The following is a 24,356-nucleotide window of genomic DNA, read 5'->3' as shown; positions in this document are numbered from 1 at the left end:
ACGAAAGCCCATTATCTGCATACATATAATACGACGAAACATTAAGATAGCGGAGGTGGCAAAAAGTGACGGAGAAGAGAGAAAGGGAGCCGTTATTCTATATACAGCAGCCGAATTTTCAAATTCCTGAAAACAGGATGCAAACAATCTATTCCAGCAGAAAAGCAGAGCAGGAACGCAAACAGAAACAAAATTCCAATTTATTGGAATTGGCTGGTCCTAAAGAGGAACAAAAAGTACCTCAAGAAGTAATTGAAAATACTGCAGAGCAAGCAGATGTGCAGGGAGCTATTGAAGAGTTTGAATCGGGGAGAGAAGAGAAAAAAGGTGTATCCTTTGCCTTTACGGCAGAAAAAAGAAAACCATTTTTTAATCGGGTAAAAAGGTTTAAGGAAATGGACACACTTGAACGCCTGGATTACTTAATTGATTTCCCAAAACAGCTTCCGCCCATACCATGCATATTTGAAACCGAGGAAAAGGCGATAAGAGGCTTTCTGATTTCAAAGAATGATGAATGGATCGAGGTCAAGTTATTTGATGACAGGGTTGAAAAATTAAATGTTCTATCCTTAAAGGCAGTCAAAATGATCGGCCTGAGAAGGTAGATTTGAATACGAAAGCAGGCAGGCAAAAAAATAGCCAGCCGAATGTTCGGCTGGCCTCGTTTAATTAGTCTTCGCAAATATCAAGGTCAACATCTGCAATACATTGAACTGCGCAGAAGCAAGTTAAGTCAACTGTTACACAGTCATCTGTACTGCGGAAGTAGTCAACTTCGCAAACCTTTTTCAAGTCGATGCAGCAGTCTTCAACAAGGTTTACTGTTTTATCAGGGCCAGATATTCTGTTAACTGGCTCAAGAACGCGAAGCACTGCACAGCAGTTATCAAAGACTTCTTCTACTCTAAAGAAGATTGATACACAAGCACAGTCATTTCCTGTAAAGAAAGCATGGAATGGTGACCCGTCCGCAGTTTTTAATGTGAATACGCGTGTATCTGGACGCTTATGGCGCTTTCTGCCAGAGGGAGATATAGTTCCAAGCGGCTCCAGGAAACAGTTTGAAGGGCATTCGCACACATCTTCTGCGTTATCTTGAATATCTTTTATAGCACGAAGTACTTCACATACACAGCTTTTGCCTTTGAAGTCGTCTTTTTTTCCACAACCCATTTTTGTTTTCCTCCTTGTTTGTTTCTTGTGGTCTACACTACTAACATATTGCCGAAGTGCCCTATGGGTTACGGACAAACGCCTTGTTTTTTCAAAAAATAGGCTATTTTTTAATAATTGAGGTGAAAAAAATGGACATAACACCTATGGAGCTGCTTATATTGGCTCTTGCGTCCTTTAGGCTGACCAGACTGATTGTGTATGATAAAATTACAGGATTTTTGCGCAGGCCTTTTCTAAAAGAAGTGGAAGAGACAAATGAAAACGGAGAAATAGAAGTTTATTGGGTAGTAAGAGAAGGAAGAGTCAGGAGCTTTTTTGGAGAGCTATTAAGCTGTTATTGGTGTACTGGTGTGTGGAGTGCCATATTTTTATATGCTTCCTATTACTTGTATGCAGCTTTTGCGGCTCCGGTGCTGGTTATTTTAGCGGTTGCAGGCCTTGCTGCCATTATAGAAACTTTTGTGCAAAAGCTGATTGATTAGCATATCTATTTATATTTTATGTGGGCATTTGTTTTACACAAGCTCCTGAGGCTCAGCATAAATTAATTTGAGGAAAATTACTGGTAATGGAGGGCCTCATCGATGTTAAATAAGCATAATAATCAGCCATCGGAAAAATCAGAGCCGGTCACCAAGAAAAAGAAAAAGAAAAAGGGATGCGGCTGCGGAAAAAAACGATAATATACTTGAAGCCGGTTTTTCCGGCTTTTTTTATTTGCTCTTTTTTGGGAAAAATAGGATGGATATTATTGTTCATAAAACCAAGACATTTCGAGACAATATAATTAAAGACTCTACATAGGAAGGGACTATTATGAAACAGAAACTGTTATTGTTTATTGTATTTTCAATGGTCTTATTGCCAGGCTGCAGCGGGGATGGAGAGGTAACGGAAAGTGACCTTGCACTCCTCAAAACGACTAATCCTCCTGCTGTATTAATTGATAAAAATACAAAAAAAAATTTGGATCTAGTCCAAAAAATTGAGCATGACGTGGAAAAAATGAAAGAACTTTATGATGTTGCAGTAGTTAAAAGCAATGGAGATACACTAGTTGCTTACAAAGTTAAGCACTTGCAGCGATTCCACATGAAGAAAATTGAGAAAGAGATGACAAAAATGCTTGAAGAAAAATACCCGGATGAAAACTTCATTGTTTCTAGCGATTATAAAATCTTTATAGAAGCAGTAGAACTTCAGGAAAAAATGAAAGATCCAAACTTTACAGATAAAAAAGCAAAAAAGAAACTTGATAAAATCATTAAACTTAAAAATGAAATGACATAGAAGGGAACATGGGTATGAGTAATAAGGCAAATAAAACACCGGAACAGATGAAATATGAGAAACTTGAGCAAAAACATGAGCTTAAACGCCCGGTACTGAAAAATTGCATCCATGCTTTCTGGGTGGGCGGGCTCATCTGTGTTGTTGGACAGGCAATAACGTATTTTTATATCTATTTCTTTAATTTCACCGAACAGACAGCCGGAAATCCAACTGTTGCTACCATGATTTTTATTTCTATGCTGCTGACAGGCTTTGGCGTATATGACCGTTTAGGCCAGTTTGCCGGTGCTGGCAGCGCGGTTCCTGTAACAGGTTTCGGAAATGCTGTGATTTCAGCTGCTATCGAGCATCGAACGGAAGGTTTTGTACTGGGTGTAGGCGGGAACATGTTTAAACTCGCTGGATCAGTTATTCTTTTTGGAGTCTTTGCGGCTTTTGTGGTAGCCCTGATAAAAACGCTATTAATTATATGGGGGGTTATTTAATGCTTAAGGGAAAACAATCCTGGGTCTTTCAAAATCTCCCGGTAATTGCAGCATCCGGTGTTTCAGGCGGGCCTTTTGAGGCAAATGGCAATTTATCGGAGGATTTTGATGTTCTCCATGATGACTTATGGATGGGCGAAGATTCTTATGAGAAAGCACACAGGGTCCTCTTGGAAGAAGCGGGACAAACGGCCTTAAATAAAGCAAATGTTCAAAAGGAAGATGTTCATTTTTATATTGCTGGAGATTTAATTAATCAGATAACTCCCTCTAGTTTAAGTGCAAGAACGATTCAAATCCCTTATTTTGGCGTTTTTGGAGCGTGTTCAACTTCAATGGAAGGACTTGCTCTTGCATCCTTTATTGTCAATTACGGAGGGGCTGATTACGTTTTAACAGGAGCTTCGAGTCATAATGCTGCTGTTGAAAAGCAATTTAGGTACCCGACAGAGTACGGAGGCCAAAAGCCTCCTACAGCCCAATGGACAGTAACTGGTGCAGGTGCCGCTCTGATATCCGCGAAAGCAGCTGGCCCCAATTTGCCGGTTACCACATCTGCTACAATTGGCAAAGTAATTGACATGGGTCTGACAGACCCTTTTAATATGGGAGGGGCCATGGCGCCAGCTGCAGCAGATACCATTACGGCACACTTCAAAGATATGCAGCTCGATCCATCACATTACGATCTGATTGTTACAGGAGATCTAGGAAGAATTGGCCAGGAAACTACCTATGAGCTGCTCTTAAATAATGGCCTGAAAATAGATAGAGAGAAATTTAAAGATTGCGGATTAATGATATATAAAGAAGATCAGCCGGTCCAATCTGGAGGGAGTGGTGCAGGGTGCTCAGCTGCTGTTCTTTACGGGCATCTTTTGAATCAAATGAAGCAGGGGGCTTACAGAAGAATCCTTGTGGTCGCTACAGGTGCGCTATTATCGCCTTTGACATTCCAGCAGAGTGAAAGTATTCCCTGCATTGCCCATGCTGTTTCTATAGAAATGACTTAGAGGAGGAATTTGTATGCTGCCTATGTTTTTTTGGGCGTTTGTAATTGGAGGCTTATTCTGTGTATTTGGCCAAATATTGTTTGATGTTTTTAAGCTGACCCCAGGCCATACACTAAGTCTTCTAGTAGTAATAGGAGCTGTTCTGGATGGTGTGGGGCTTTATGAGCCACTTGCGGACTTTGCCGGAGCTGGCGCGACCATACCGATAACCAGCTTTGGCAATTCCCTTGTCCATGGAGCCCTTCAGGAGGCTGACCAGCATGGACTTGTCGGCGTCTTGACCGGAATGTTCGAAGTAACCAGCTCCGGTATCTCAGCAGCAATTATTTTCGGCTTTATTGGTGCATTAATTTTCAAGCCAAAAGGCTAAATCATACAGGGAATTCTCTAAACTAATATGAACAAGCCCCTTATCCAATCCGAATGAATAAACCAAGCCTTTCTTGGGAGCTTGCCCATACACCATGCTTCTCTATCACATATTGTGTAAGGAGAAATTGAAGTGAGGTGAGAGGCATGGGCTATGGCTATGGAGGCTGCGGATATGGCGGGGGCTATGGTAATACGTTTGTTTTAATCGTCGTCCTATTCATTTTACTAATTATTGTCGGAGCAAGTTTCTACAACTAAATTGTAAAGAGCTGACTCAGAATCGGCAGCAGGTTTTGTGTCGGCTTTTTTGCATATCATGTACATAAATGACACGTTTTCCGCCCACCTTCATAAGATATAAAGGAGTAAATGAAGGAGCGTGATTGAGCAGGATGGATAACAACTTTTTTAAGAACCTCGAAAAGAAAACAGGTGTTAATATGAAGGATGTATTTGAACTGGCCGGCTCATTGCAGAATGCAAATTTCAAAGATGAAAAAACAGTAAGAAATGTAATCAAGAGAGTTTCGCAAATTGCAAATAAACCTGTTTCAAAAGATATGGAAGATAAGATTGTAAAATCCATCGTTGCTGATGGAAAACAGCTTGATTTCAATACAATTTCCCAGATGATGAATAAAAAATAACAGAAGGGCCTGGCCGGGTAAAAGCCAGGTCTTCTGTTTATTTTTTCCCTTTGCTCCTGCTGCTTCTTGTGATGGGGGCAAGAAACCTTGATGAATAAGCCTTCCGTCCACGCCTTTTTTCTGGCACGGATATATACAAGTCCTTTTTGGCCCTTGTTACGGCAACATACATTAACCTTCGTTCTTCCTCAAGCGGCGCCGACTCTCCAGAACGGTAAGCTTCCAGCGCATGATCATGCGGCAGGTTTCCTTCTACTGCACCAGCCACATATACCACATTATATTCCAGCCCTTTTGCACGGTGGATAGTGCTCAGTGTAACGGCATTATCATTATTTCTATTCAGGCGCTTAATCTCCTTGTTCATGGCTCTCATATGTTCAGTATGCTCCAGAAATTCTTTAAGAGACTGGAAATTACGGGCAGCGACCTTCAAATCTTTTATATCATCAGAGCCTTTATCCATTTTATTTCCTTCATTGCCCCGTTTTTTTAAAAAGTCCTGGAATCCCAATTCTTTTTCAACCGTTTCAATAGCGGCAATGGGACAATGACCTGAGATTGATCTAATAACAGGGATCGCTTTTTTTAATTTGCTTTCCTGAAAAGCAAAGCCTGTTTTAATAAACTTCAGGCTTTCAAGCAGTGAGCAATCCTGTAAGATACTTTCTGCTTTAATATCCTGAAGGACGGATTGCTTAACAAACAGAGATGGAAGCGCATCTTTTAAGCTATTCTGGTCCTCCTCATTTAACGATAGCTTTAGAAAAGCAAGCATGCTTCGAACAATAAAACGGTCATAAAATGATTCGGCATCATGATCTAACTTGAAAGGAAGGCTGGAGTTGGCCAGCCGCTCGAAAATGGCTCTGCTCCCGGTATGAGTACGGAATAAAACTGCAAAATCCCTCGGCTCATACCCTTCTTCAATTTTTTCCTGGATATCAGTCAGGATCATTGTAGCTTCTTCCTCCTCGTCATATGGAAAAAAGAGGAATGGATGCTGTCCACCGGAAAATTGAGCATTCATGCTCTTGGGACGCCTATATTTATTCTGAGAAATAATTTGATTTGCTGCTGAAACAATCTCATGAGCAGAGCGATAGTTCTGGCTTAATGTTATTACCTTAGCGCTAGGGAAGTCTTTTTCGAAATCTAAAAGATATTGGGGATCACTTCCCCTGAAGGCATAAATCGATTGATCATCGTCCCCAACTGCACAAACATTTTTTGTTTTGTCAGACAGCATTTTCATAAGCTCATATTGAACATTATTAATATCCTGGAACTCGTCAATTAGGAAATAATGAAAGCGATTTTGATATTGTTCCAAAACCCTAGGTTCGTTCAGAAAAAGGGCATGGCAGCCAGTGAGCATATCATCAAAATCAAATATTTCTCTTTTTCTTTTTATTTGTTCATACCTTTGATAAAGAATAGCTGCTTGTTCCTCCCATTCATTCTTTGGGTGAACTTTTCCAGGTGTGATAAGGGAATTTTTCCAAAAGCTGATTTGCTGGAGGGCAAGGTCAAAGGCAAATTCCTTTTCATCGAGCTTTAAGTCTCTGCTGGATTCTTTAATAATCTGTTCCCGCTGCCATTCTTTATTAAGGAGCTTGCCAGATGCCCATTTTTCCGGATTGTGGAAAGAAAGTATCCGATAAAATAAGCTGTGAAAAGTGCCTGAAACGATTTGCCTGACCTTTCGGGCGTCCATTCCGGGATATTGGGTAAGGCGCTCCTTCATTTCAGCTGCAGCCTTAGCTGTAAAGGTAACAAGCATAATTGACTTAGGATCGATATTTTTCTCGCGAAGCATGAATGCAGTTCGTGTTGTCAGCACACGGGTTTTGCCGCTGCCTGCACCTGCCAGAACAAGTAGTGGCCCATCCAGGTGAGACACTGCCGCTGCCTGCTGCTGATCCAAAAAGACCCCTGCTTCTGAAAGAGACTTTAGGTATTCATCAGGAAAATTGGGACTGTCAGTGCCTTCCTGGATATAGGGGGGGATATTTTTTACTTGCTGGGCCTTTTTAAAGGCTGAATGGGCTTCAATCACTTCAGCTGTAGCTATTGATCTTGATACAGGGATTTTAAATCCGTTTCTTTCTATATATTCTGCAGTCTCAGTCATGACTGGTTCCGGGTCAAGATGCATATCTTTGCACGTATTGCTGTCTTTCTGAATATGATAAAAATGAGGTTCATCAAGAATTCCCAAGTACAAACGGACAGCAGCGCCACAATCAGGGCAGTACAGCTTTCCTTTTTTTCCTTCTTCATAAATATGCTGAAAACTTTCTCTGTTCAATTGTTCTAGATTCACAGTTTTATTATGCAGCTTTGCTGTTTTCATTAAAAATACCCCATTATATATAAATTGCCGAGTTTAACAATATGACTTTTCTTTTTAAATAGCTTTTTTCGTATCGTTTGTTGCTATTTGTATTATATTTACTGAGTTGATTGTGGCAGGTGTGCGAGATCCTCGAAAATGCATGCGCATTTTCTTCGTGCGGTGTGTACTTAATGAAGCTTATCCAACGTCCTGCGGAAGTTGTGGGACAGGTGAGACCGCGCAGACGCATAGCATCGAGGAGGCTCACCGCCTGCCCAGGGAACGCTTGAGCATCCCTTCGCGCAATCAACGGGCACCATTGATAAGCGGAAATCAACAATTTATACGAAAAGAGCCTTTTAGATATAAGCCAAACTTAATCATAACAAACCGATTGAGGATTCTAAAGTGCTTTTCTGTTTAAAAATTCATGGAAACGGGTACATAAAATCCAATACAATTTCGTATCCTCTTAATAATTAGATAAAATACATAATCGAAAGGGGAGTTTTAATGGGCTACATTCTACCGGTAACTTCATATCAATATAAACAGTATGCAGAAAGAAAGAATAGCACAAAGTATGACCCATTTCGGTTCGTTCCAGTTGCCAGGATATCCGCACAATCTAATCCAAAAGCTTTCCATCAAGCACTTCCCCTGGATGTACAAAGAAGGTTTCCTAAATCAAATACTCAAGAACAGGCTGAAAAAACGCGGACTGATGGGAAAAAAGCAGACGATATATATGGAGACCTGACAGGAAAAGGTCGGTTTATTAGTGAATGTATATGAAAAAGGAGGGGCTTAGTACGTTTGCACGTGCAAAGCCTCTCCTTTTTTCCATTCGGCGTACAAAACATCTTTGATACCGTTCGCTCCGAATTTTTTTATTTCATTCTTTAGGATTGTTTCGTCCCAATTAATGCTTTTAAGATTATCCCAAACCACCTCTCCATCTAAAATTAATGTTACAGACAGTTCAGGATTATTTAGTGGAAGATTTAAATCTTGAATGGTTGGTGTCGAGTAGAGCGCTTTTTTTAAAGCGCTGATTGTTCCATCTGTTTCCAGAATGGCATATTCACATTCCCTTATTGAAAAAACATCCTTTGCCCGGAGGAGGTGCTGCAGCTGATTGATATCAAGGTGATTTTTCTTCAGTTCTTCAAAAATAATTTTCCCTTTTTTTATTACTATTGAAGGTTCACCCTCAAGTAGCTTGCGTGCCCGTTTAAATTTCTGGGTAAGCGTTTCTGTTGCGTAAATGAGGGTACCCCATACTGTAACAGCAAAGAAAATCTCGGGAATTCCAGTCTCCTGATCGTACAGAGCATTGCCAACGAGCTCACCTAATACGATGGCGGAGATAAAATCAAAAGGAGTAATCTGTGTGATCTGGGTTTTGCCCAGGAGTTTCGCCATTATAAATAAGAAAAAATAGCCTATCACAAGTACACTGAGGATATGTAAATATTCCATTCAAACCACTCCTTAGAATGCTGTATCCTGAATAGTGTTTGCAGAAAGTCCCTAAATTATTGCATGTAAGTTTTAAGTGCTTCTAACAATTCGGCCTGAGATTAGGCATTTAAAAAAGCTCCTGCCATCAGGGCAGGAGCTTGTCCGCTATATCGTCTTCTTCATTGTACGGTGGGGGATTCCTGCATCCATAAATTCTTCTGAGATTACCTGGTAGCCCAGCTTTTCATAAAAAGGAATGGCTTGGGTCTGGGCATTTAACTTTAAAGCAGGCAGTCCTTGTTTCCTGGCAAGTTCTTCAATTTTATCCATAATTGCTTTTCCGGATCCACTTTTGCGGTGCTCCTTCAATACACAAATTCTTTCTACTTTGCCATTGCCGTCAACGGTGCGAAACCTTCCGGCACCTGCGGGAATACCCTTATTATATAGTACAAAATGGACTGCTTCGTCCTCGAATTGATCGATCTCTTCTTCCAGGGGAACATTTTGCTCGCCGACAAAAACTTGTTTCCTTATTGAGAAGGCATCTTGCATTTCTTGTTCTGATGATACCACCTTAACTTCCATTACACTATTCCTTTCCTAGCCTGAATGTTTCATAAACGGTCCAAGATCCGTTTTCCAGCTGATACAGAAGATGAAAACGATCTACAATCTCCTCGTGATTTACAGGCTGCATTCTTAAGCTCCCATATACATCTGAATGCTCATCATTGGAGAGTTTTTGCCCAATGGTAATATGGGGAACAAAATTATACTCAGGTGTTTCTCCGCTAATATGATCATTCAGTTCTACATGTAACTCTTCGAGCTGGGATGAAGGTTCAATTTTGAAATAAATGACATTGTTGACTGGCTGGAATGAGCTGATTTTTGATGCGTTAATTTGAAACGGTTCGTGTTTTTTAGCTATTTCATAAAGTGTTTCTGTCAATTGCTTTATTTCTTCTTCAGTCGCTTCGAAGAGCGATCTTAAAGTTATATGCGGAGAAATTAAAGCATAATGAGGATCATACCGCTTTCTATAAGAATTGGCCAAATCCTGCAGCTTTTTTGACGGGAAAATAACGATGCCGTAATTAGTCTCCATACAACAACCTCCATGTTTCTTATTTTTAATAATCGGCAGGTTAAACAGAAAATGAAAAACACTTTGTTGAAGGCTGCTTTCGTAAAATTTGTTGCTTTCTCAAAACTAAATTTAATTTGCTGAGTTGATTGGAGCATAGAGCACTTGATCCTCGAAAATGCTGACGCTTTCCTTCGTGCGTTGTTTATTCGAGGAAGCTAATTCAATGTCCTGCGGGAGGTTCACATCCCTCCCCGCGGGTTCGCTGCGTGCCTTTCACTGCAATCAACGGGCAGAATTCATTAACAAAAAACAACAATCTTTTAAAAAACAGCTTTGTTGAATTATTATAGCAAATTTTCTAAATTCATTATATAATTATACCTTTTTTCACAATAAAAAGCAGTGAGCTCAGAGAATCTTTTTATTGAAGAAGAGTAGTTCTTTTCACTCAATTTCAGTTAAAACATAAACTTTAAGGCCCTTTTTAAATCCGGCTGCCAGTATGTCCAAGTATGATCCCCATCGAATTCCTCATAGAAGTAAGGAATTTGCTTCTGCTTTAACAAATTAGAAAGTTCCCGATTTGGAGTTAGAAAATCCTTCTCATCGCCGCCAGTAGTTACTACAGATGTCTCGCCTTTGCCGATAACATGATAAATATTAAGAAGGTGGGGCTGTGTAAATTCCTCTACTGCTTCTGTAACAGAATTATCAACATAAGGCGATTGGAGAATTAACCTTCCAAATGTATTAGGATATTGAACGGCTGCCATTAAGGAAACAGTGGCAGCAAGGGAATCTCCCATAAGGGCTCGTCCCATTCCCATTTGATAAGTAGGGAATTCACGGTCAAGGTATGGAACCAGTTCATGTGCAAGAAAACGGATATATGCATTATGCTGTTCACCGTCCGGATGATACTTCTTCCATCTGTCTTTTACGTTTTTATAAGGAACACCAACAATAATGATATTTTCGATTTCTTTTCCATCTAACAATTCATCTGCGACCCGACCGACCCTACCAAGCTGAAAGTAGTCTTTGCCGTCCTGGGCAATTACAACTGTGTATTTATATAAAGGTGAAAAGGAAGCTGGCAAATAAATGAGCAACTCAACTTCTTCACCCAGTTCTTTGCTTTGAATTGTAATATCCTGTATTGATCCTCTAGGGTAATCCATATTGGTTTTATCCTCCGTTTAGTCTTTATGTAAGAGTTTACATGATGATTTTATCATATATATATAGGAATTGCTTTTTACATGCATTCTCATGCATGGGTCTTCGCGCTTTATTGCTGAAAAAATTACGGAGAGTATGAATAGGGTGTAAATAGACAATTAGACAGGAATTTTTAAAAGTTGGAAGGGATCATTTGACAATTCTGATAAGTTTTATGTTAGTATAGAATAGAGAATTTTCATAAATAAAAAGGGGGAAATAGAATGAAAAAGAGAAGTATTTTCCTAGCCACAGCTCTGCTGTTAGCGCTTTCTATGGTTCTTGCAGCCTGCGGCGGCGGAAAAGATGAAGGCGGCGGTGATAAAGAAGGCGGCGCAGACAAGCCTAAATTCATGAGCATCGTGACTGGTGGAACAGGCGGTACATACTATCCGCTGGGCGGATCATTCGCTGAGATTATTTCAGATGCTACAGGCATTGATACAAATGCTGAAGTCTCAGGTGCATCTGCAGAGAACATGAACACACTGAAAGATGGCAATGCTGAGATTGCTTTCTCTCAAACAGATATTGCGTCATATGCGCAAGATGGAAAGTTAATGTTTGAAGGTGCAGCTGTGGATAATGTAAGTGCAATCGGCACACTTTATCCTGAAACGATCCAGATTGTTACTACTGCAAAATCTGGCATTAAATCTGTTGAAGACTTAAAAGGTAAAAAAGTTTCAATCGGAGCACCTGGTTCAGGAACTGCTGCGAATGCAGAACAGATCCTTGAAGTACATGGCATCAAATTGGATGACATTAAAAAGCAGGATCTTTCTTTTGATGAGTCAACTGCTGGAATCCAGGATGGCACGATTGATGCTGCATTCGTTACAGCAGGAACACCTACAGGTGCTGTAGAAGGACTTTCTGCAACTGAGGATGTTGTGATTGTTCCGATTGAACAGGATAAAATTGATGCATTAATTGAGAAATATCCATACTATGTACAGGATGAAGTGCCGTCTGGAACATACAAGCTTGCAGAAGCTGTGCCGACAGTAGCAGTACAGGCAATGCTTGTTGTTTCAAATGACCTTTCAGAAGATGTAGTTTACGATGTTACGAAAGCAATTTTTGAGAACCTTGATAAAGTTACACATGCCAAAGGAAAAATGATTAAGGCTGAAAATGCTGTTAAAGGAACTGGCATTGAACTGCATCCTGGTGCTAAAAAGTACTTTGATGAAAAAGGATTTAAAGCTGAATAATCTTTCATAACATAATCAAAAGATAAAATTTGACCGGCTGTAAAACCTGATAGGGTTATTGCGCCGGTCAATTAATTTTTTTTATAAAATGGAAATCAATTGTAAAGCGTGACAATATTTTTTAGGTGGAGGTTCCATGAACTTTAATAAGCCAGGGAATAAAAAAGCGCTCCTGGCAATCCTCGTTATCATAACCATCGCATTCATGTTTTTCATACCCCTTAAGCAGGCAGTTGTTTTTGAGTATCAAAACAAAGGAAAGGTGATTGCTTATTTCCCGATTAAAAAGGGCAGAACCTTTAAGATAAAGTATACACATTCCATCCATCTTACAGATGTGGTAGAAAGCTATACAATTACCGGGGATGGAAGTATTAAATTGTTTGAACTCATGTATGAGGATTTTGCCATCGGCATGCCTGAGAATGCTTCAGATGGAGAAACATTTGAACAAAAGGACGGCAAATATTATATTAAGAATATGGAAAGGGTATTCTCTTCATTTGACTTAAGACTGGGAAAGGTCAGAGCAAATCACAGATTGATTTTGCAAGGTGAAGAGTATGTTCTTTCAGATTATATCCAGCCTGGTACATGGGTGCGGATAAAGGCAAAAAAAATAAACTTAATCGAGGTGTTGAAAGGAGTGAATATCCTTGGAAAATAAAGGGGAAACATTATCTCTTGAGGAACAGCAGAAATTGCTGGAAAAGTATGATCCAGAGGCTGGTACAAGGAAATTAGGCGGAGCGTTAGGATGGATCGTCTTTTTTGGTCTATTAGCATTTTCGCTGTTCCATTTATATACAGGGGTTTTCGGAATGCTTACAGCCCAGCTGCAGCGTTCAATTCATTTAGGCTTTGCATTAGCTCTAATATTTCTGTTATTCCCTGCAAGGAAGAAAGACAGGGGGCGAAAGCATAAAGTTGCCTGGTACGATTTCATTTTAGCTTTACTGGGTATTGCTGTAGGTGCTTATTGGCCGCTTTTTATTGATGAAATTGTCATGAGGGCCGGCCGGCTGACCGAGATTGATTTTTATGTAGGCTTAATTGCAGTTCTCCTGGTTCTGGAAGCGACAAGGCGGGCAGTTGGACTTCCAATAACCATTATTGCCGTCATTTTTCTTGCCTATGCGATGTACGGACCATATATGCCTGCATTTTTGGCACACCGCGGGCTTGATTTAGAAAGATTGGTGCAGACCATGTTCTTTACGACCGAGGGGATCCTGGGTACTCCCTTAGGCGTATCTGCTACGTTTATTTTCTTATTCCTGTTATTTGGCTCATTCCTTGTAAAAACGGGGGTAGGGCAGTATTTTAATGATTTGGCTGTATCCATAGCTGGAAAGAGAACAGGCGGACCGGCAAAGGTTGCCATTTTCTCAAGTGCACTACAGGGAACAATAAGCGGAAGTTCTGTAGCTAACGTAGTAACATCAGGCTCTTTTACCATCCCGATGATGAAAAAGCTTGGCTATAAGAAGGAATTCGCTGGCGCAGTTGAAGCAACTGCATCAACCGGCGGCCAGATAATGCCTCCGATCATGGGTGCTGCTGCATTCCTAATGGTTGAGTTTATTGGCGGCGGTATTACATACTGGGATATTGCAAAGGCAGCTGCAATTCCGGCGCTTCTGTATTTTTCTGGGGTCTGGATCATGACTCACTTCGAAGCAAAACGTGTAGGTCTTAGAGGCCTGAAAGATGAAGAGATGCCTAACCGTAAAGAAGTATTAAAGAAGATTTATCTGCTGCTGCCGATCTTGGCCGTTATCATCCTGCTTATGAGCGGAATGAGTGTAATACGGGCTGCTCTCTGGTCAATTGTCATTACGGTTGCAGTCAGTATGATCAGCAAGGAAACGCGTATTGGTTTCAAAGATGCTATCGATGCTTTAGTTGATGGTGCACGCACTGCTTTGGGCGTTGCTGCAGCGACAGCTGCGGCAGGTATTATTGTTGGGGTAGTAGTAAAGACTGGTCTTGGATTAAAGATGGCGAATGGCCTGCTTGATCTTTCCGGCGGTTTGTTAATCCCAACTTTGATGCTGACCATGGTAGCAGCTATTATTCTTGGAATGGGATCACCAACAACGGCGAACTATGTTATTACATCGACAATAGCCGCACCGGCAATCATCCTTCTGGGCGTACCTGATTTATCTGCACACTTATTCGTGTTCTACTTCGGTATAGTGGCAGATGTCACACCTCCAGTTGCCCTGGCTGCATTTGCTGCAGCTGGTGTATCCGGTGGAGATCCGATAAAGACAGGAGTATCAGCATCAAAGCTTGCCATCGGGGCTTTTATTATCCCATACATGTTTGTCCTTTCACCGGAGTTATTGATGATTGATACCACCTGGTATTACTTAATCTGGGTAGTATTCACCGCTTTGGCAGGTATGATGGCCATAGGCGCTGGCGTAATAGGCTACTGGCTGCGAAAGTTGAATATTTTTGAAAGGCTGCTTGGACTTGCAGGAGGGCTGCTGCTTATTTACCCTGAAGGGGTTTCTGATATTGTAGGCTTGGGTATCTTTATCCTGTTGATTGTATTGCAGGTTTTCATAAAAAAAGATGATCAGGCCAAGCCGCAAACAGCTTAACCTAAAAAAAGCTAAAAGGCTGGAGCGGGGCAGTTCCCAATGTAATATAATATTATAGCAAAAAGGAAGGATGCTCCTATGAGCTCCTTCCTTATTACTTCTGGTATTGGTTTGTCAGGCACCTTGGTCGCTATGGCCGATAGAAAGTGTGGCACTGACGTAATTTTCTCCGCTGCTCGTTAATAGAACAGTGAAGGTACCTGGTTCATCCCCTTCATAGACTTTTTCACTAAGGGTTTCCTTTAATAGTTCGCTTTTATACTCAATGATTTCACTGTGATTGCTATCACCTTTAACTCTGTTAACTTCCTCAGCATCTTTCGGAATCCTTTTTTCGATAAATGCAAGAACCTCTTCATTATTCATTTCTTTTTCCATATCCTCAAATTGCAGTTCCACATTAACTGCACGATGGGTTTGAAACTCTACCAGCATACTGTCTCCATTAAAACGGGCTAATTCCTCGTTGTTTTTATTTTCCCCATAAGCTTCTGTGAAGAGATCCCGAGTGTCTCCTAAGCCAACTTCTTCAGTGATTCTTTTGTTTTCTTTTGGTGCTTCCTGCGTTTCTGCCCGCTGTTCTTCAGTAGAAGGGTTGTTTTTGTCTTCCTTCTCTACAATTTGCTCTTCATTCTGATTACAGCCTGCCAATAAAAGGGAGCCTGCAAACAAAGCAGTAATGAATGATTTTGATTTCATAAAATCCATCCTTTCCAAACCATGCAGAAATTTAGGGTCCAATCCCGGTTAGAGAATATATACCCCAAAGGGAGCAGGATAATCAGAAAGGGGGCATAATAAAAAGCCGTACTTCTTTTGTGAAATACAGCCTTGATGAATATATTGAATTGTCCTTTAGCTGATCTGGCGAGCCTTCTTTTCAGGTAAAATGGACATAATATGATTTAAATTAAAGATTCGCATTTGTTTTCTATATAAACAATAGGCTAAAATCGTGCTGCCTCGAAGTTCTTTGATTAATATTTTTCTTTGCGTAAAAGAATTGCGTTTGGAGAGGTAAATGATTTCCACAGGCTTTCTCTCTTCCATAGCTCGATAAAGAATTCCTTTCATAGAGAAATCCCTCCTTACTTTTATTTACATTATAAACGAACGTGCGTTCTTAATCAAGAGAAATACGAAAATTTGTTCGCTTAAAAAAAGACTTCACAAATGAAGTCTTTTAAATAATTTTTAATCCCTTATCTTTTAAGTGATTTAGAAAAGCAGTTCCATATTGTATGGCATAGCCTAAAAAGATGGCTACAATTAATGTACCCAATCCTACAGGGCCGCCTAAGAGAAGGCCAAGGGCTAATGCTAGAAATTCATTAATGATACGAGCTGATTTTATGCTGATATTGAGCCTTTTGGCAGTGGCGATCATTAAACCATCAATTGGGCCGCTGAATAATTGCGGTCGGATATAGATAGATACTCCGAAGCCCAGAAGAATAATACCAGTGAAGAAGGCAAATACCTGATAGGGAAATTGTGTAACTGTGAAGCCGCTAAAAACAATCTCCATCCAAAAATCAATCCCCAGACTCGCTAATATGGTACCAATGAATGATTTAAACTGCGGTTTTTCCCAGGTAAGTAAGGCATTGAAAAATATAAGGGATGCAGTAACCAGGAATGACCATGTTCCGATGGTCAGACCGAACTGATTAAAAAGTCCAACATAAACAGTGTCCCAGGCACCTGCACCAAGATTGGATAAAATGATTAATGAGACACCGAGAGTGAGAATTAAATAACCTGCAATTATTTGAATAAATGTAGTATGTTTTATCATGTTGATCCTCCCCAATACATATTACAGCATTTAAATAATTCCTCAAGGGGAAGATTACATCCATTAAGTGCCATTTGCATAGAAAAACAGCTCCCGATATAGGGAGCTGTTTAAATATATTTATACCTTAATATCAATTTTTGCATTTTTCTTCAACTCTTCTACATGCTTAACGAGCATTTCCTGCTGTTTTTGCTGTTCGAGATTCTGTTTGATCTGCGGCTTTACTTCTTCCAATTTAGGGGGCTCCTGACCTTCAGCACCACCCTGGCTGGCATATTCTTCATAGAACTTCTGAATTTCAGCATCTGTAACTTTCTCTGGCTTAATCTCGCCTTCGATGTATTTTGTATATTTAATATTATTGGAAATTTCCGTCTCTAATGAATCGGGATTAAGGCCAGCCTGTTTCATTGCTGTTTCAAATTCCTTGTCATCTTTGAATTGCCCTTTTGTTTCTTCTAGCTTTTTCTTAATTTCTTCATCTGAAGCTTTATAGCCTTTTTTATCAGCCTCCTGTAGAAGCAGGGTCTGTCCCACTAGACTGTCAAGTGTCTGTTTCTTAATTTCTTCTGCAGCATCTTTGCTAGTAGGATCTTGTCCCATTTGCTGATACATCATTTGTGATGATGTAAGCACGCTGTTATACTCGCGTCCAAGAATTTTCTGGTCATTCACAATGGCAACTGTCTTGTTTTCATCAAGCTTTTGCTTATCCATTTTCTTTTGCATTTCTTCCATTTGCTTTTGCTGGTCCTGCTGATCGGTTTCAGCTGTTTTTGCTTCTTCTTTTTTATCTGCCTTCTTGCTTTCGTCATCAGCTCCACAAGCAGCTAAAACGGCAGATATTAATACTAGTAAAAAGGGGTACATTAGCTTCTTCATTCAAATTCTCCTTCCGTAACCCTGCATAGATTGATTCAACTAAGAAAAGAATCATATAGAGGGCATTATAAAGCATATAATCTTAAAAAGATACCTAAAAGGTACAAATGCTGAATTTGTAAAGGGAATGTAATCTGGTTATAAAGTTACTAACCTGATAGTTTCTGGATGAAATATAGGTATTGACTTTTAGAATAAAAAGAAGTATATTTTATATTGTCCCAAGTAAAGGGGAATATTCATAACGATTCCGTAGCTCAGCTGGGAGAGCGCTACCTTGACAGGGTAGAGGTCGCTGGTTCGAACCCAGTCGGAATCATCAGTTAAAAGCCTAGAGCCTCAACGGTTCTAGGCTTTTTCTATATTCTTAAAAATATAGAGTAAACCCCAATTGTTGACGAATTGTTGACGAAATTTTTAAATGCTATTTTTTTGCCGTGTAAAAAGTGAGTCTAATTTGTTAGCTGCTTCCTGATCTGCAGTTTGTAAAGCATGACCGTATGTATCCATGGTTATACGGATATTTGAATGACCCAGTCTCTCTGAAATTATTTTTGCGTGAACACCCTGATTTATTAGTAGAGTTGCTGAAGTATGTCGCAGATCATGTAACCGGATAAATCGGACTCCAGCCCTGTTGGTAAATCGTCTCCACCAGGTAGTAGGGGTAGTGGGATAATAGTGTTTTCCGTTTTCATTGCAAAAGACAAATTCATGCTCATACTCAATCCACAAATCTCTCATCCGCATTTTTTCTTTTTTCCAGTGAATATGGTATTTTTTAAGCTCCTCGACCATCAGTGGCGGCAAAGAAATAACCCTTATTGAATTCCTTGATTTTGGACCTTTTAAAATCGGTCTTCCGCCTGTACCACGTGTTATAACCTGTTTAATTTGAACAATACCTTTCTCCAAGTCAATATGAGACCATTCCAGCCCTAATAATTCTCCACGTCTTAATCCAGCAGCAAGAGCAAGAGAAGTAAATACACGCCAATGTATCGGTTCTTCCTGAACGGCATCAAACAATATGGCTACTTCATTTTCATCATATACGTTGATTTCTTTCTCTAAAATACCTCGTAGGCTAGGTTTGCTGACATCTGCTGCAGGGTTATATTTTATAATCTTCCAATCTGCAGCTCGCTGTAGAATGTTTCTGAGGACACGATATACATATTGAGCAGTGGAGACAGCCATAGGACTGCCATCTACTTTTTTTAATTGAGATAAAAAGTTTACGATATGAATCGGCTTTATCTGATCTAGTCGCATATTGCCAAGAGTAGGGAGGATGTGGTTTTTAAAGTGGGTGAGGTACACATCCAATGTTTGTTCACTTAGACCGCCTTTTTCGGCGTATTTTTTCTGCCAGTCTTTTACGAACTCTGCAAGAATCATTTTTTCAGGAGAAATGTACTCGCCTGACTCAATTTCCATTTGGAACTTAACTAACTCTGACTGCAAGTAGTCATTTAATTTCTTTTTTGTTTTTAATAAAGACTGATCCTTAATTCGAATAGTTTTGGTTTTTTTCTTTCTTTTGCCTTTTGAATCATATCCGATCTCTACAACAAGCATAAAAGAGTTTGCTCCTCGTTTTTGAACGCTTCCCATTATTTTTTCCTCCTTATTAAATTCATCAAGATTTCCGAAAGGGAATGTATGTTCTGTTTTAAGTTGAAAAGAAAAGCCCAATAGGGCCTTTTCTTATCTTTCACATGCATATCCGTCCTTATCTCTATCCATCTTAGATTGGTAAGCTGCGTGCCCAGCAGGAACTCCGTTCGGATAGACATTTCTGAGCTCGGTGCAGTTTGCAAAGTTTTCACTTCCACTAGATTGACTTGAATTATTTGAAGAAGAAGCAGTGTTATTTGATGAACTGGACGAATTTGAACTTGCTGCTGTAGTTGTTGTGTTTTTACTTGCGAGTTGTGATTTCAAGCTACTAATTTCATTATTTAGTGACTTGTTTTTTGCCTCTAAATCCGTTATTTGATTATTAAGATCCTCTTTTTCTTTTTCGAATACAGATTTTTGGTTAGTTAATTCTTTTTCAGCCTTTTCGGCAGCTTCTACTTTAGTCGAGACTTCTTTAAAATCATTTTCTAATTTTTCGTTTGCTGTTGTTAATTCTTTAATATTTCCTTGAAGATCCTTAATCTCAGCTTTTAGTTTTTTGTTCTCTGCGGTTAATTTTTTATTATCTTCTATTGCTTCATCTAATTGCACCTGCACTCCTGTGTCCATATAGGACCCACCGATTATGAATAAGAGTAATCCTCCAATTAGTGATGGATAAAAAATCTTTTTAGAAAGTTTTCGACTTCGATCCTTGAGTTTTCGAATAAAATGAAAAGCTAAGTAAATCAAAGAAAATAAAAATATTAAGAAACCAATTAAAAATATAGCGGTCATCTAGTTCACTCCAATGTGTATTTTTTTGTTAAATTATCTTTCACATGCCCAGTTATCTTTGTCACGATCATGTTTAGATGCATATGCTGGATGATCGTTGGCACCCCATTCGGATATACTTTTCTTAATTCTGTGCAATTTTCTCTCCTATGAATTCAGTATCTTTTCTTTTTCTCTTTGAAATTCTTCTTCGGTTAATACTCCTTGGTCACGAAGTTTTGCGATTTGTGCTAATTGTTCATATTTACTTATTTGTGGAGGAGCTGATGGCTTAGTTTTTGCCTTTTTCGGTGCAGGTTTTCTTTTTGCTTCATTTATCTTATTTCTAACAATATTAATAAAATTTTTAAATTTATCATCATTTACGATATCATCAAATACTTTTCTGGAACGTCCATAATCAATAAGTAATTCTTTCTGCGTAAAACCATCAGCTGCTAAAGAAATTCCATTCATTTTGTGATACTCCAACACTTCAGAAAACTCCCCATGACCAATGCCGCTTGTAACAAAAACAAGTCGTTCACTGGTAGCAATTAACATTCCTTTAATTTCACGCTTTTTCGTTTTATCATACTCGGCTGGAATAGCTGCTAATACTTCCTCACTAGTACGTTTAATATTATTTTCAAAGTAATATATTGCTAGCTTATAAACAGAAAAATTCATTTTATTAAACATTCCGGAACTTTTGCCAAAATACTTTTCCATTAACTGCATTTCTGCAGCTTGTTTTTCTTGTTTTTGTCTTTGGGACACTTGTGATGCAGCTTCTTTCTGCCTTCGCTTTTCTTCTTTTTCAGCAAGTACCCTTGCTTTTTCTTCTGGGGGTAAATCTTCTTGGCCTAATAACTTCTTAAAAAAGCTCATTTTCCTTTAATACACTCCTTTTATATAAATTATGTATTTATGGGTTAAAAACCCAGTTATCTACGAAATAAAAACACGCTATAATACTCGGCGTGATCACTTTGTTTTATGTAATTATGCCTATTCACTGGTCAAAATTTTTTCAGATGAGCAAGTTCTCTTGGCACTCCATGTATTTCAGCAATTTCATATATGGAAAGATCCGAATTTTCATAATCTCTTAGACTCTCATCTGGAAGTAACAACTCTACCGCAAATTGACTAGCCTGTCTTTCGTATTTGCTTTCTGGAAAGAAAGTATTCTTCTTAAGAAATGAAGTATTATGTTTGGGGTGGAGAATCGCATGGCCTAATTCATGCCCCATGACAAAATTACGGACTTTGCCCAAGTTGTTATTTATGAAAATAAACTTATTTCTTCTCTCATATTTGTACATCCCCTGAACTTCATCCGTAAAATCCCATGGAACAACATGGACACCAAGACTCTCAGCAATTAGAAAAGGATCTCTTGTCTTGAATTTCTTAATTAATTTTTGAACTTCATCAACAATAAAATCCTTCATCTATATCAGTCCTGATTACCTCGATATTTTTTTGGAATATACTTTTTGTTGATTCTGGTAGCTTGTCTTATTGCATATTCCATAGCATCCATGATAGCTTCTTTTGCTTCCTCGCTAATTGGTTCCCCCATTAACATGTAGCCATCATCTTCAGAAAGGTCTTGACGAATTTTTTCCATTCTTTTTGCGATGTCTTTTTCGTCTTTTGTGGAAGATGTACTTTTTGTTGATGTTTCTTCCAAGTAACCTGCTACTTTCATTAATTGATCGTAATCCGTCTTTAGAGCTTCTGCAATTTTCTTTATAGTCGTCGGCTTTGGCACGCCTCTTTTTCCTGTCTCTATTCTCGATAATTGAGCTGCGCTGATCTCAGAGTAAAGAGCAACCTGATTTAAGGTTAAGTTTTTTGATTCTCTAATTTTCTTTATATGTGTTCCAAATTCAGTCATAAGAATCATCCATTCAAGATTAATAGCCATCGATAATATTATTTTAGAGTGTGTTATTACCAAAAGGCAATAAAGTTCGAGAAAATATGATAAAAAGTATTGCCTTTTGGTAAATTTGGTGTTATTTTATTACCATAAGGTAATAAATTTGGAGGAAAAGAGGTGAGAACGTGACTGATTCTACAGATATTATTGTGAGAACCGAATTCTTAAAAAAGTATTTACATGAAAAAAATATGTCCGAAAGCAAATTTGCAGAAACTATTGGTGTAGCTCATAGTACTGTTAATCGTGTCTTAAATGGTAAAAGAAATCCTGGAAGTAAGTTTATTGCTGGTGTTTTAAAGAACTTTCAGGAGTTAAGCTTTGAAGAAGTATTTTCTTATACACACGAATTACCAAAAGGTAATAAGGGGTGCACAGCCTAATGAAAGCAAGCCAGACTGACAATTTCACTTATGGAGGTGCAAGATATGAATTTAAAAAAACTAATAGCTCAGGACCATTTCAAAGTGCAACGAAGTACACTTACAGCTCAAGAAGTTGCTGATTATATTGGTGTCCATCCTGACACGATTTATACCATGGTCCGTGAAAAGCAAATCCCACATTTCAGAGTTAGACGAAGAATTTTCTTTTCTTTGGAATCGATCAATGCCTGGATGCGTGACCAAGAACAAAAAAGTCTGGAGGCGATGTAAATGAAACAATTACAGCCTATTTGCCAGAGAGGTAAGCGAGTATTAACTACCACACAGCTTGCAGAAGCTTTTGGTACAGAAGCAAAAATTATTAACCGTAACTTTCAAAGAAATTCTGACCGGTATGTTCAAGGCAAACATTATTTTGCATTATCGGGAGAAGAGTTACGTGAATTCAAAGGGTCACGTCAATTTGGCGATAGCCTTAAGTTTGCTTCTATCCTTTATCTTTGGACTGAAAAGGGAGCTTGGCTTCACGCTAAATCACTAAATACTGAGCAAGCATGGGATGCATATGAAAGGCTGGTCGATGAATACTACACGATTAAAGAAGACATGGTTCCTCTATCAAAAGATCAGGCTCTGGTAACGGTGCTGAGAACAACTGCAGATCTTATGGAGGATACTCAAACCATTAAAGCTGAACAACATAAAATCAGAAAGTTAGTCTATGAGATTGATCATAAAGTCGAAGAGCATATCACTCTATCCAGTGGCGAACAACGACGTGTGCAGAAAGGAATCGCTCAAAAGGTTTATGAGCTGGAAAGTAATCCAGAATTCCGTTCAAAGCTATTTAGGGAACTACATCGAGAATTAAAGGACCGTTTTGGTGTAGCAAGCTACAAAGACATTAAGAGAAAGGAGCTTCAATCAGCCCTCAGCTACATAGAAAACTGGTTTCCTAGAAAAGTTTCGTGAGCGAAGGCACCGAACGTAGCTGCCAGGCTCTAAAAGATTCGGTGCACTTCCTTTCATCTATTAATTTTAATAGCAATCTATTAATTTGTCGGTTCCATACTGGAACCTTTCCAAATTGGAACATAGAAGGGGGGGAAGAAGGATTGACTTTCGGCGCAGTATTGAAAGCATGCCGGGAGCGAGCAGGTCTTACACAGGAGGAAATCGCAGAGAAGCTTCATCGTTCACGGAGTTGTATTTCAAAATTTGAAACAGATAAAAAAACATTAGATGTCGCTACTTTAATCAAGTGGGCAGATGTTACCTCAGCTAAAGATGTGGCATGTGCCATTGTGACAGGGGTAGATCCAGTGATGATATTGCAGCAGTTAATGCCGTTGATAGGAGGAATAATCCAATGGTTCTAACCAGAAAAGAGAAGCTGGAACAATTGATTAAGAAATTAAAGAGCCAAGGAGTAAAGATTGATTGGGCAGTTAGAATCCGTACTTCAAAGGAGGGTTCTTAAGTGGACTTGGGCTATGTCCTAGCTATGATTTTTGGAACCTACTTTATTTTTATCATGGGAATTTTAATTGGAGATTTTACTTCAAATCAAAAAGAAAAGCAGTAAGCTCACCACAGCTCACTGCCACTAAATATCGATATGCTTATTCTACCACCACTAGAATAGGGCGGCAAGAATCTTTGTTCCTGCCGCGATAAGTCGGAACAAATATCTACCATTCCCCCATCATCTACGTTTCGGCTTATCGCGGTGTGAATAAAGCACCTAATACATAGAGAGGAGGATAAAAATGAATCATCCTATGATTGACCAAATAGAGAGGTCTGGATACCCGAATATGGTTGAACAACCTGAACACGTGGGGCTAGATTATTTTGGTGATGAAATTCTTTTTGGTGATGACATTGTTGAATATGATGGTGAAATCATTTTGAAGGACAACTTGGATCGGTTCTTAACAGAAGTAATGGAATTTGAATTTAGAACAGCATAAAAAATGACTCCTGTTGGCGCAGGAGT

31 protein-coding genes, 1 tRNA gene and 2 pseudogenes are annotated in these 24,356 nt (G+C 39.2%); 18 read left to right on the top strand and 16 right to left on the bottom strand.

Annotation, left to right across the window (positions count from 1 at the left end; translation table 11 throughout):
• The first annotated feature begins 65 nt into the window (after window positions 1–65).
• The gene (locus NSQ49_RS05540) at window positions 66–608 is read left to right on the top strand and encodes a CotO family spore coat protein (RefSeq protein ID WP_251283075.1); all 543 of its coding nucleotides are present in this window, start codon (window positions 66–68) and stop codon (window positions 606–608) included.
• 64 nt (window positions 609–672) lie between these two features.
• Here NSQ49_RS05540 and NSQ49_RS05535 read toward each other — a convergent pair whose 3' ends face one another.
• Window positions 673–1,176 (bottom strand): CotY/CotZ family spore coat protein, encoded by a 504-nt coding sequence (locus tag NSQ49_RS05535; protein ID WP_159868707.1) that lies wholly within the window; start codon window positions 1,174–1,176, stop codon window positions 673–675.
• Between the two features lie 131 nt (window positions 1,177–1,307).
• On the opposite strand from NSQ49_RS05535, the gene NSQ49_RS05530 reads away from it, so the two are divergent.
• The 7 genes from NSQ49_RS05530 (at window position 1,308) to NSQ49_RS05500 (ending at window position 4,989) form a co-directional block, all read left to right on the top strand.
• Window positions 1,308–1,661 (top strand): DUF1360 domain-containing protein, encoded by a 354-nt coding sequence (locus NSQ49_RS05530; protein ID WP_159868704.1) that lies wholly within the window; start codon window positions 1,308–1,310, stop codon window positions 1,659–1,661.
• Between the two features lie 334 nt (window positions 1,662–1,995).
• Window positions 1,996–2,469, top strand: a complete 474-nt coding sequence (locus tag NSQ49_RS05525) for a YhcN/YlaJ family sporulation lipoprotein (protein ID WP_159868701.1) — start codon at window positions 1,996–1,998, stop codon at window positions 2,467–2,469.
• 14 nt (window positions 2,470–2,483) lie between these two features.
• Window positions 2,484–2,957 (top strand): stage V sporulation protein AC, encoded by a 474-nt coding sequence (gene spoVAC, locus NSQ49_RS05520; protein ID WP_159868698.1) that lies wholly within the window; start codon window positions 2,484–2,486, stop codon window positions 2,955–2,957.
• Complete coding sequence (gene spoVAD / locus NSQ49_RS05515) at window positions 2,957–3,970, top strand: stage V sporulation protein AD (RefSeq protein ID WP_159868695.1); 1,014 nt, start codon at window positions 2,957–2,959, stop codon at window positions 3,968–3,970. Before spoVAC ends, spoVAD begins: the two co-directional genes overlap by 1 nt.
• Before the next feature lie 13 nt (window positions 3,971–3,983).
• Window positions 3,984–4,340: a stage V sporulation protein AE gene (gene spoVAE / locus NSQ49_RS05510; protein WP_159868692.1), complete on the top strand. Its 357-nt coding sequence runs from the start codon at window positions 3,984–3,986 to the stop codon at window positions 4,338–4,340.
• A gap of 146 nt (window positions 4,341–4,486) precedes the next feature.
• Window positions 4,487–4,600 (top strand): YjcZ family sporulation protein, encoded by a 114-nt coding sequence (locus NSQ49_RS05505; protein ID WP_019381501.1) that lies wholly within the window; start codon window positions 4,487–4,489, stop codon window positions 4,598–4,600.
• Window positions 4,601–4,734: 134 nt separating this feature from the next.
• Window positions 4,735–4,989, top strand: coding sequence for a stage VI sporulation protein F (locus tag NSQ49_RS05500; protein WP_159868869.1), 255 nt, complete (start codon window positions 4,735–4,737; stop codon window positions 4,987–4,989).
• A 37-nt stretch (window positions 4,990–5,026) separates the two neighbouring features.
• Here the strand turns inward: NSQ49_RS05500 and NSQ49_RS05495 are convergent, their stop codons facing one another.
• Entirely contained in the window at window positions 5,027–7,345 is a 2,319-nt protein-coding gene (locus NSQ49_RS05495) for a UvrD-helicase domain-containing protein (protein WP_251283076.1), read from the bottom strand.
• Between the two features lie 495 nt (window positions 7,346–7,840).
• Here NSQ49_RS05495 and NSQ49_RS05490 point away from each other — a divergent pair, with 495 nt between their 5' ends.
• On the top strand, window positions 7,841–8,122 hold the full coding sequence (locus tag NSQ49_RS05490; protein ID WP_159868686.1) for a hypothetical protein: 282 nt from the start codon (window positions 7,841–7,843) through the stop codon (window positions 8,120–8,122).
• Window positions 8,123–8,134: 12 nt separating this feature from the next.
• Here the strand turns inward: NSQ49_RS05490 and NSQ49_RS05485 are convergent, their stop codons facing one another.
• From NSQ49_RS05485 to NSQ49_RS05470, 4 genes are all read right to left on the bottom strand, one after another.
• Window positions 8,135–8,809: a DUF421 domain-containing protein gene (locus NSQ49_RS05485; protein WP_159868683.1), complete on the bottom strand. Its 675-nt coding sequence runs from the start codon at window positions 8,807–8,809 to the stop codon at window positions 8,135–8,137.
• A 147-nt stretch (window positions 8,810–8,956) separates the two neighbouring features.
• Complete coding sequence (locus NSQ49_RS05480) at window positions 8,957–9,379, bottom strand: GNAT family N-acetyltransferase (RefSeq protein ID WP_159868680.1); 423 nt, start codon at window positions 9,377–9,379, stop codon at window positions 8,957–8,959.
• Window positions 9,380–9,383: 4 nt separating this feature from the next.
• Entirely contained in the window at window positions 9,384–9,902 is a 519-nt protein-coding gene (locus NSQ49_RS05475) for a YjcG family protein (RefSeq protein ID WP_159868677.1), read from the bottom strand.
• Window positions 9,903–10,342: 440 nt separating this feature from the next.
• On the bottom strand, window positions 10,343–11,065 hold the full coding sequence (locus NSQ49_RS05470) for an alpha/beta hydrolase (protein WP_159868674.1): 723 nt from the start codon (window positions 11,063–11,065) through the stop codon (window positions 10,343–10,345).
• A gap of 264 nt (window positions 11,066–11,329) precedes the next feature.
• On the opposite strand from NSQ49_RS05470, the gene NSQ49_RS05465 reads away from it, so the two are divergent.
• From NSQ49_RS05465 to NSQ49_RS05455, 3 genes are all read left to right on the top strand, one after another.
• Window positions 11,330–12,322, top strand: a complete 993-nt coding sequence (locus NSQ49_RS05465) for a TAXI family TRAP transporter solute-binding subunit (RefSeq protein ID WP_251283077.1) — start codon at window positions 11,330–11,332, stop codon at window positions 12,320–12,322.
• Window positions 12,323–12,458: 136 nt separating this feature from the next.
• Window positions 12,459–12,989, top strand: a complete 531-nt coding sequence (locus NSQ49_RS05460; RefSeq protein WP_251283078.1) for a DUF1850 domain-containing protein — start codon at window positions 12,459–12,461, stop codon at window positions 12,987–12,989.
• On the top strand, window positions 12,979–14,937 hold the full coding sequence (locus NSQ49_RS05455; protein WP_159868666.1) for a TRAP transporter permease: 1,959 nt from the start codon (window positions 12,979–12,981) through the stop codon (window positions 14,935–14,937). Before NSQ49_RS05460 ends, NSQ49_RS05455 begins: the two co-directional genes overlap by 11 nt.
• Before the next feature lie 114 nt (window positions 14,938–15,051).
• Here the strand turns inward: NSQ49_RS05455 and NSQ49_RS05450 are convergent, their stop codons facing one another.
• The 4 genes from NSQ49_RS05450 to NSQ49_RS05435 all read right to left on the bottom strand — a co-directional run bounded on the left by NSQ49_RS05450 (window position 15,052) and on the right by NSQ49_RS05435 (window position 17,620).
• On the bottom strand, window positions 15,052–15,636 hold the full coding sequence (locus tag NSQ49_RS05450; protein ID WP_159868664.1) for a hypothetical protein: 585 nt from the start codon (window positions 15,634–15,636) through the stop codon (window positions 15,052–15,054).
• Window positions 15,637–15,792: 156 nt separating this feature from the next.
• Entirely contained in the window at window positions 15,793–16,011 is a 219-nt protein-coding gene (locus NSQ49_RS05445; RefSeq protein WP_035327332.1) for a hypothetical protein, read from the bottom strand.
• A gap of 109 nt (window positions 16,012–16,120) precedes the next feature.
• A complete protein-coding gene (locus tag NSQ49_RS05440) occupies window positions 16,121–16,735 on the bottom strand; it encodes a YczE/YyaS/YitT family protein (protein ID WP_159869624.1) in 615 nt (204 codons plus the stop codon).
• Between the two features lie 120 nt (window positions 16,736–16,855).
• Entirely contained in the window at window positions 16,856–17,620 is a 765-nt protein-coding gene (locus NSQ49_RS05435) for a SurA N-terminal domain-containing protein (RefSeq protein ID WP_159869621.1), read from the bottom strand.
• A gap of 246 nt (window positions 17,621–17,866) precedes the next feature.
• Here NSQ49_RS05435 and NSQ49_RS05430 point away from each other — a divergent pair.
• Window positions 17,867–17,939, top strand: a tRNA-Val gene (locus tag NSQ49_RS05430).
• Between the two features lie 98 nt (window positions 17,940–18,037).
• Here the strand turns inward: NSQ49_RS05430 and NSQ49_RS05425 are convergent.
• The 6 genes and pseudogenes from NSQ49_RS05425 to NSQ49_RS05400 all read right to left on the bottom strand — a co-directional run bounded on the left by NSQ49_RS05425 (window position 18,038) and on the right by NSQ49_RS05400 (window position 21,926).
• Window positions 18,038–19,237: a tyrosine-type recombinase/integrase gene (locus tag NSQ49_RS05425; RefSeq protein WP_251283079.1), complete on the bottom strand. Its 1,200-nt coding sequence runs from the start codon at window positions 19,235–19,237 to the stop codon at window positions 18,038–18,040.
• A gap of 93 nt (window positions 19,238–19,330) precedes the next feature.
• Window positions 19,331–19,456, bottom strand: a pseudogene (locus NSQ49_RS26715) (excalibur calcium-binding domain-containing protein); the annotation flags it as partial.
• 618 nt (window positions 19,457–20,074) lie between these two features.
• Window positions 20,075–20,184, bottom strand: a pseudogene (locus tag NSQ49_RS05415) (excalibur calcium-binding domain-containing protein); the annotation flags it as partial.
• A gap of 4 nt (window positions 20,185–20,188) precedes the next feature.
• On the bottom strand, window positions 20,189–20,911 hold the full coding sequence (locus NSQ49_RS05410) for an SHOCT domain-containing protein (protein ID WP_251283081.1): 723 nt from the start codon (window positions 20,909–20,911) through the stop codon (window positions 20,189–20,191).
• A gap of 131 nt (window positions 20,912–21,042) precedes the next feature.
• The gene (locus NSQ49_RS05405) at window positions 21,043–21,477 is read right to left on the bottom strand and encodes an ImmA/IrrE family metallo-endopeptidase (protein WP_251283082.1); all 435 of its coding nucleotides are present in this window, start codon (window positions 21,475–21,477) and stop codon (window positions 21,043–21,045) included.
• Between the two features lie 5 nt (window positions 21,478–21,482).
• On the bottom strand, window positions 21,483–21,926 hold the full coding sequence (locus NSQ49_RS05400) for a helix-turn-helix domain-containing protein (protein ID WP_285868705.1): 444 nt from the start codon (window positions 21,924–21,926) through the stop codon (window positions 21,483–21,485).
• 170 nt (window positions 21,927–22,096) lie between these two features.
• On the opposite strand from NSQ49_RS05400, the gene NSQ49_RS05395 reads away from it, so the two are divergent.
• The 5 genes from NSQ49_RS05395 to NSQ49_RS05375 all read left to right on the top strand — a co-directional run bounded on the left by NSQ49_RS05395 (window position 22,097) and on the right by NSQ49_RS05375 (window position 24,330).
• Window positions 22,097–22,354: a helix-turn-helix domain-containing protein gene (locus NSQ49_RS05395; protein ID WP_251283083.1), complete on the top strand. Its 258-nt coding sequence runs from the start codon at window positions 22,097–22,099 to the stop codon at window positions 22,352–22,354.
• A gap of 84 nt (window positions 22,355–22,438) precedes the next feature.
• The gene (locus tag NSQ49_RS05390) at window positions 22,439–22,627 is read left to right on the top strand and encodes a helix-turn-helix domain-containing protein (RefSeq protein WP_251283172.1); all 189 of its coding nucleotides are present in this window, start codon (window positions 22,439–22,441) and stop codon (window positions 22,625–22,627) included.
• Window positions 22,628–23,329 (top strand): ORF6N domain-containing protein, encoded by a 702-nt coding sequence (locus NSQ49_RS05385; RefSeq protein WP_251283084.1) that lies wholly within the window; start codon window positions 22,628–22,630, stop codon window positions 23,327–23,329.
• 143 nt (window positions 23,330–23,472) lie between these two features.
• On the top strand, window positions 23,473–23,736 hold the full coding sequence (locus NSQ49_RS05380; protein WP_009330644.1) for a helix-turn-helix domain-containing protein: 264 nt from the start codon (window positions 23,473–23,475) through the stop codon (window positions 23,734–23,736).
• Window positions 23,737–24,108: 372 nt separating this feature from the next.
• Window positions 24,109–24,330 (top strand): YqaI family protein, encoded by a 222-nt coding sequence (locus tag NSQ49_RS05375; protein WP_309246163.1) that lies wholly within the window; start codon window positions 24,109–24,111, stop codon window positions 24,328–24,330.
• Window positions 24,331–24,356 lie beyond the last annotated feature (26 nt).

Origin of the sequence: Cytobacillus sp. FSL R5-0377 (assembly GCF_038004385.1) — a bacterium.
GTDB lineage: Bacteria > Bacillota > Bacilli > Bacillales > Cytobacillaceae > Cytobacillus.
Note: the sequence above shows the minus strand (reverse complement) of the source record. Positions and strands in the feature narration are given on the sequence as shown.

Coding starts and splice junctions, on each gene's coding strand:
- NSQ49_RS05535 (WP_159868707.1), bottom strand. CDS start 1,176: ATGGGTTGTGGAAAAAAAGACGACTTCAAAGGCAAAAGCTGTGTATGT.
- NSQ49_RS05530 (WP_159868704.1), top strand. CDS start 1,308: ATGGACATAACACCTATGGAGCTGCTTATATTGGCTCTTGCGTCCTTT.
- NSQ49_RS05525 (WP_159868701.1), top strand. CDS start 1,996: ATGAAACAGAAACTGTTATTGTTTATTGTATTTTCAATGGTCTTATTG.
- spoVAC (WP_159868698.1), top strand. CDS start 2,484: ATGAGTAATAAGGCAAATAAAACACCGGAACAGATGAAATATGAGAAA.
- spoVAD (WP_159868695.1), top strand. CDS start 2,957: ATGCTTAAGGGAAAACAATCCTGGGTCTTTCAAAATCTCCCGGTAATT.
- spoVAE (WP_159868692.1), top strand. CDS start 3,984: ATGCTGCCTATGTTTTTTTGGGCGTTTGTAATTGGAGGCTTATTCTGT.
- NSQ49_RS05505 (WP_019381501.1), top strand. CDS start 4,487: ATGGGCTATGGCTATGGAGGCTGCGGATATGGCGGGGGCTATGGTAAT.
- NSQ49_RS05500 (WP_159868869.1), top strand. CDS start 4,735: ATGGATAACAACTTTTTTAAGAACCTCGAAAAGAAAACAGGTGTTAAT.
- NSQ49_RS05495 (WP_251283076.1), bottom strand. CDS start 7,345: ATGAAAACAGCAAAGCTGCATAATAAAACTGTGAATCTAGAACAATTG.
- NSQ49_RS05490 (WP_159868686.1), top strand. CDS start 7,841: ATGGGCTACATTCTACCGGTAACTTCATATCAATATAAACAGTATGCA.
- NSQ49_RS05485 (WP_159868683.1), bottom strand. CDS start 8,809: ATGGAATATTTACATATCCTCAGTGTACTTGTGATAGGCTATTTTTTC.
- NSQ49_RS05480 (WP_159868680.1), bottom strand. CDS start 9,379: ATGGAAGTTAAGGTGGTATCATCAGAACAAGAAATGCAAGATGCCTTC.
- NSQ49_RS05475 (WP_159868677.1), bottom strand. CDS start 9,902: ATGGAGACTAATTACGGCATCGTTATTTTCCCGTCAAAAAAGCTGCAG.
- NSQ49_RS05470 (WP_159868674.1), bottom strand. CDS start 11,065: ATGGATTACCCTAGAGGATCAATACAGGATATTACAATTCAAAGCAAA.
- NSQ49_RS05465 (WP_251283077.1), top strand. CDS start 11,330: ATGAAAAAGAGAAGTATTTTCCTAGCCACAGCTCTGCTGTTAGCGCTT.
- NSQ49_RS05460 (WP_251283078.1), top strand. CDS start 12,459: ATGAACTTTAATAAGCCAGGGAATAAAAAAGCGCTCCTGGCAATCCTC.
- NSQ49_RS05450 (WP_159868664.1), bottom strand. CDS start 15,636: ATGAAATCAAAATCATTCATTACTGCTTTGTTTGCAGGCTCCCTTTTA.
- NSQ49_RS05445 (WP_035327332.1), bottom strand. CDS start 16,011: ATGAAAGGAATTCTTTATCGAGCTATGGAAGAGAGAAAGCCTGTGGAA.
- NSQ49_RS05440 (WP_159869624.1), bottom strand. CDS start 16,735: ATGATAAAACATACTACATTTATTCAAATAATTGCAGGTTATTTAATT.
- NSQ49_RS05435 (WP_159869621.1), bottom strand. CDS start 17,620: ATGAAGAAGCTAATGTACCCCTTTTTACTAGTATTAATATCTGCCGTT.
- NSQ49_RS05425 (WP_251283079.1), bottom strand. CDS start 19,237: ATGGGAAGCGTTCAAAAACGAGGAGCAAACTCTTTTATGCTTGTTGTA.
- NSQ49_RS05410 (WP_251283081.1), bottom strand. CDS start 20,911: ATGAGCTTTTTTAAGAAGTTATTAGGCCAAGAAGATTTACCCCCAGAA.
- NSQ49_RS05405 (WP_251283082.1), bottom strand. CDS start 21,477: ATGAAGGATTTTATTGTTGATGAAGTTCAAAAATTAATTAAGAAATTC.
- NSQ49_RS05400 (WP_285868705.1), bottom strand. CDS start 21,926: ATGACTGAATTTGGAACACATATAAAGAAAATTAGAGAATCAAAAAAC.
- NSQ49_RS05385 (WP_251283084.1), top strand. CDS start 22,628: ATGAAACAATTACAGCCTATTTGCCAGAGAGGTAAGCGAGTATTAACT.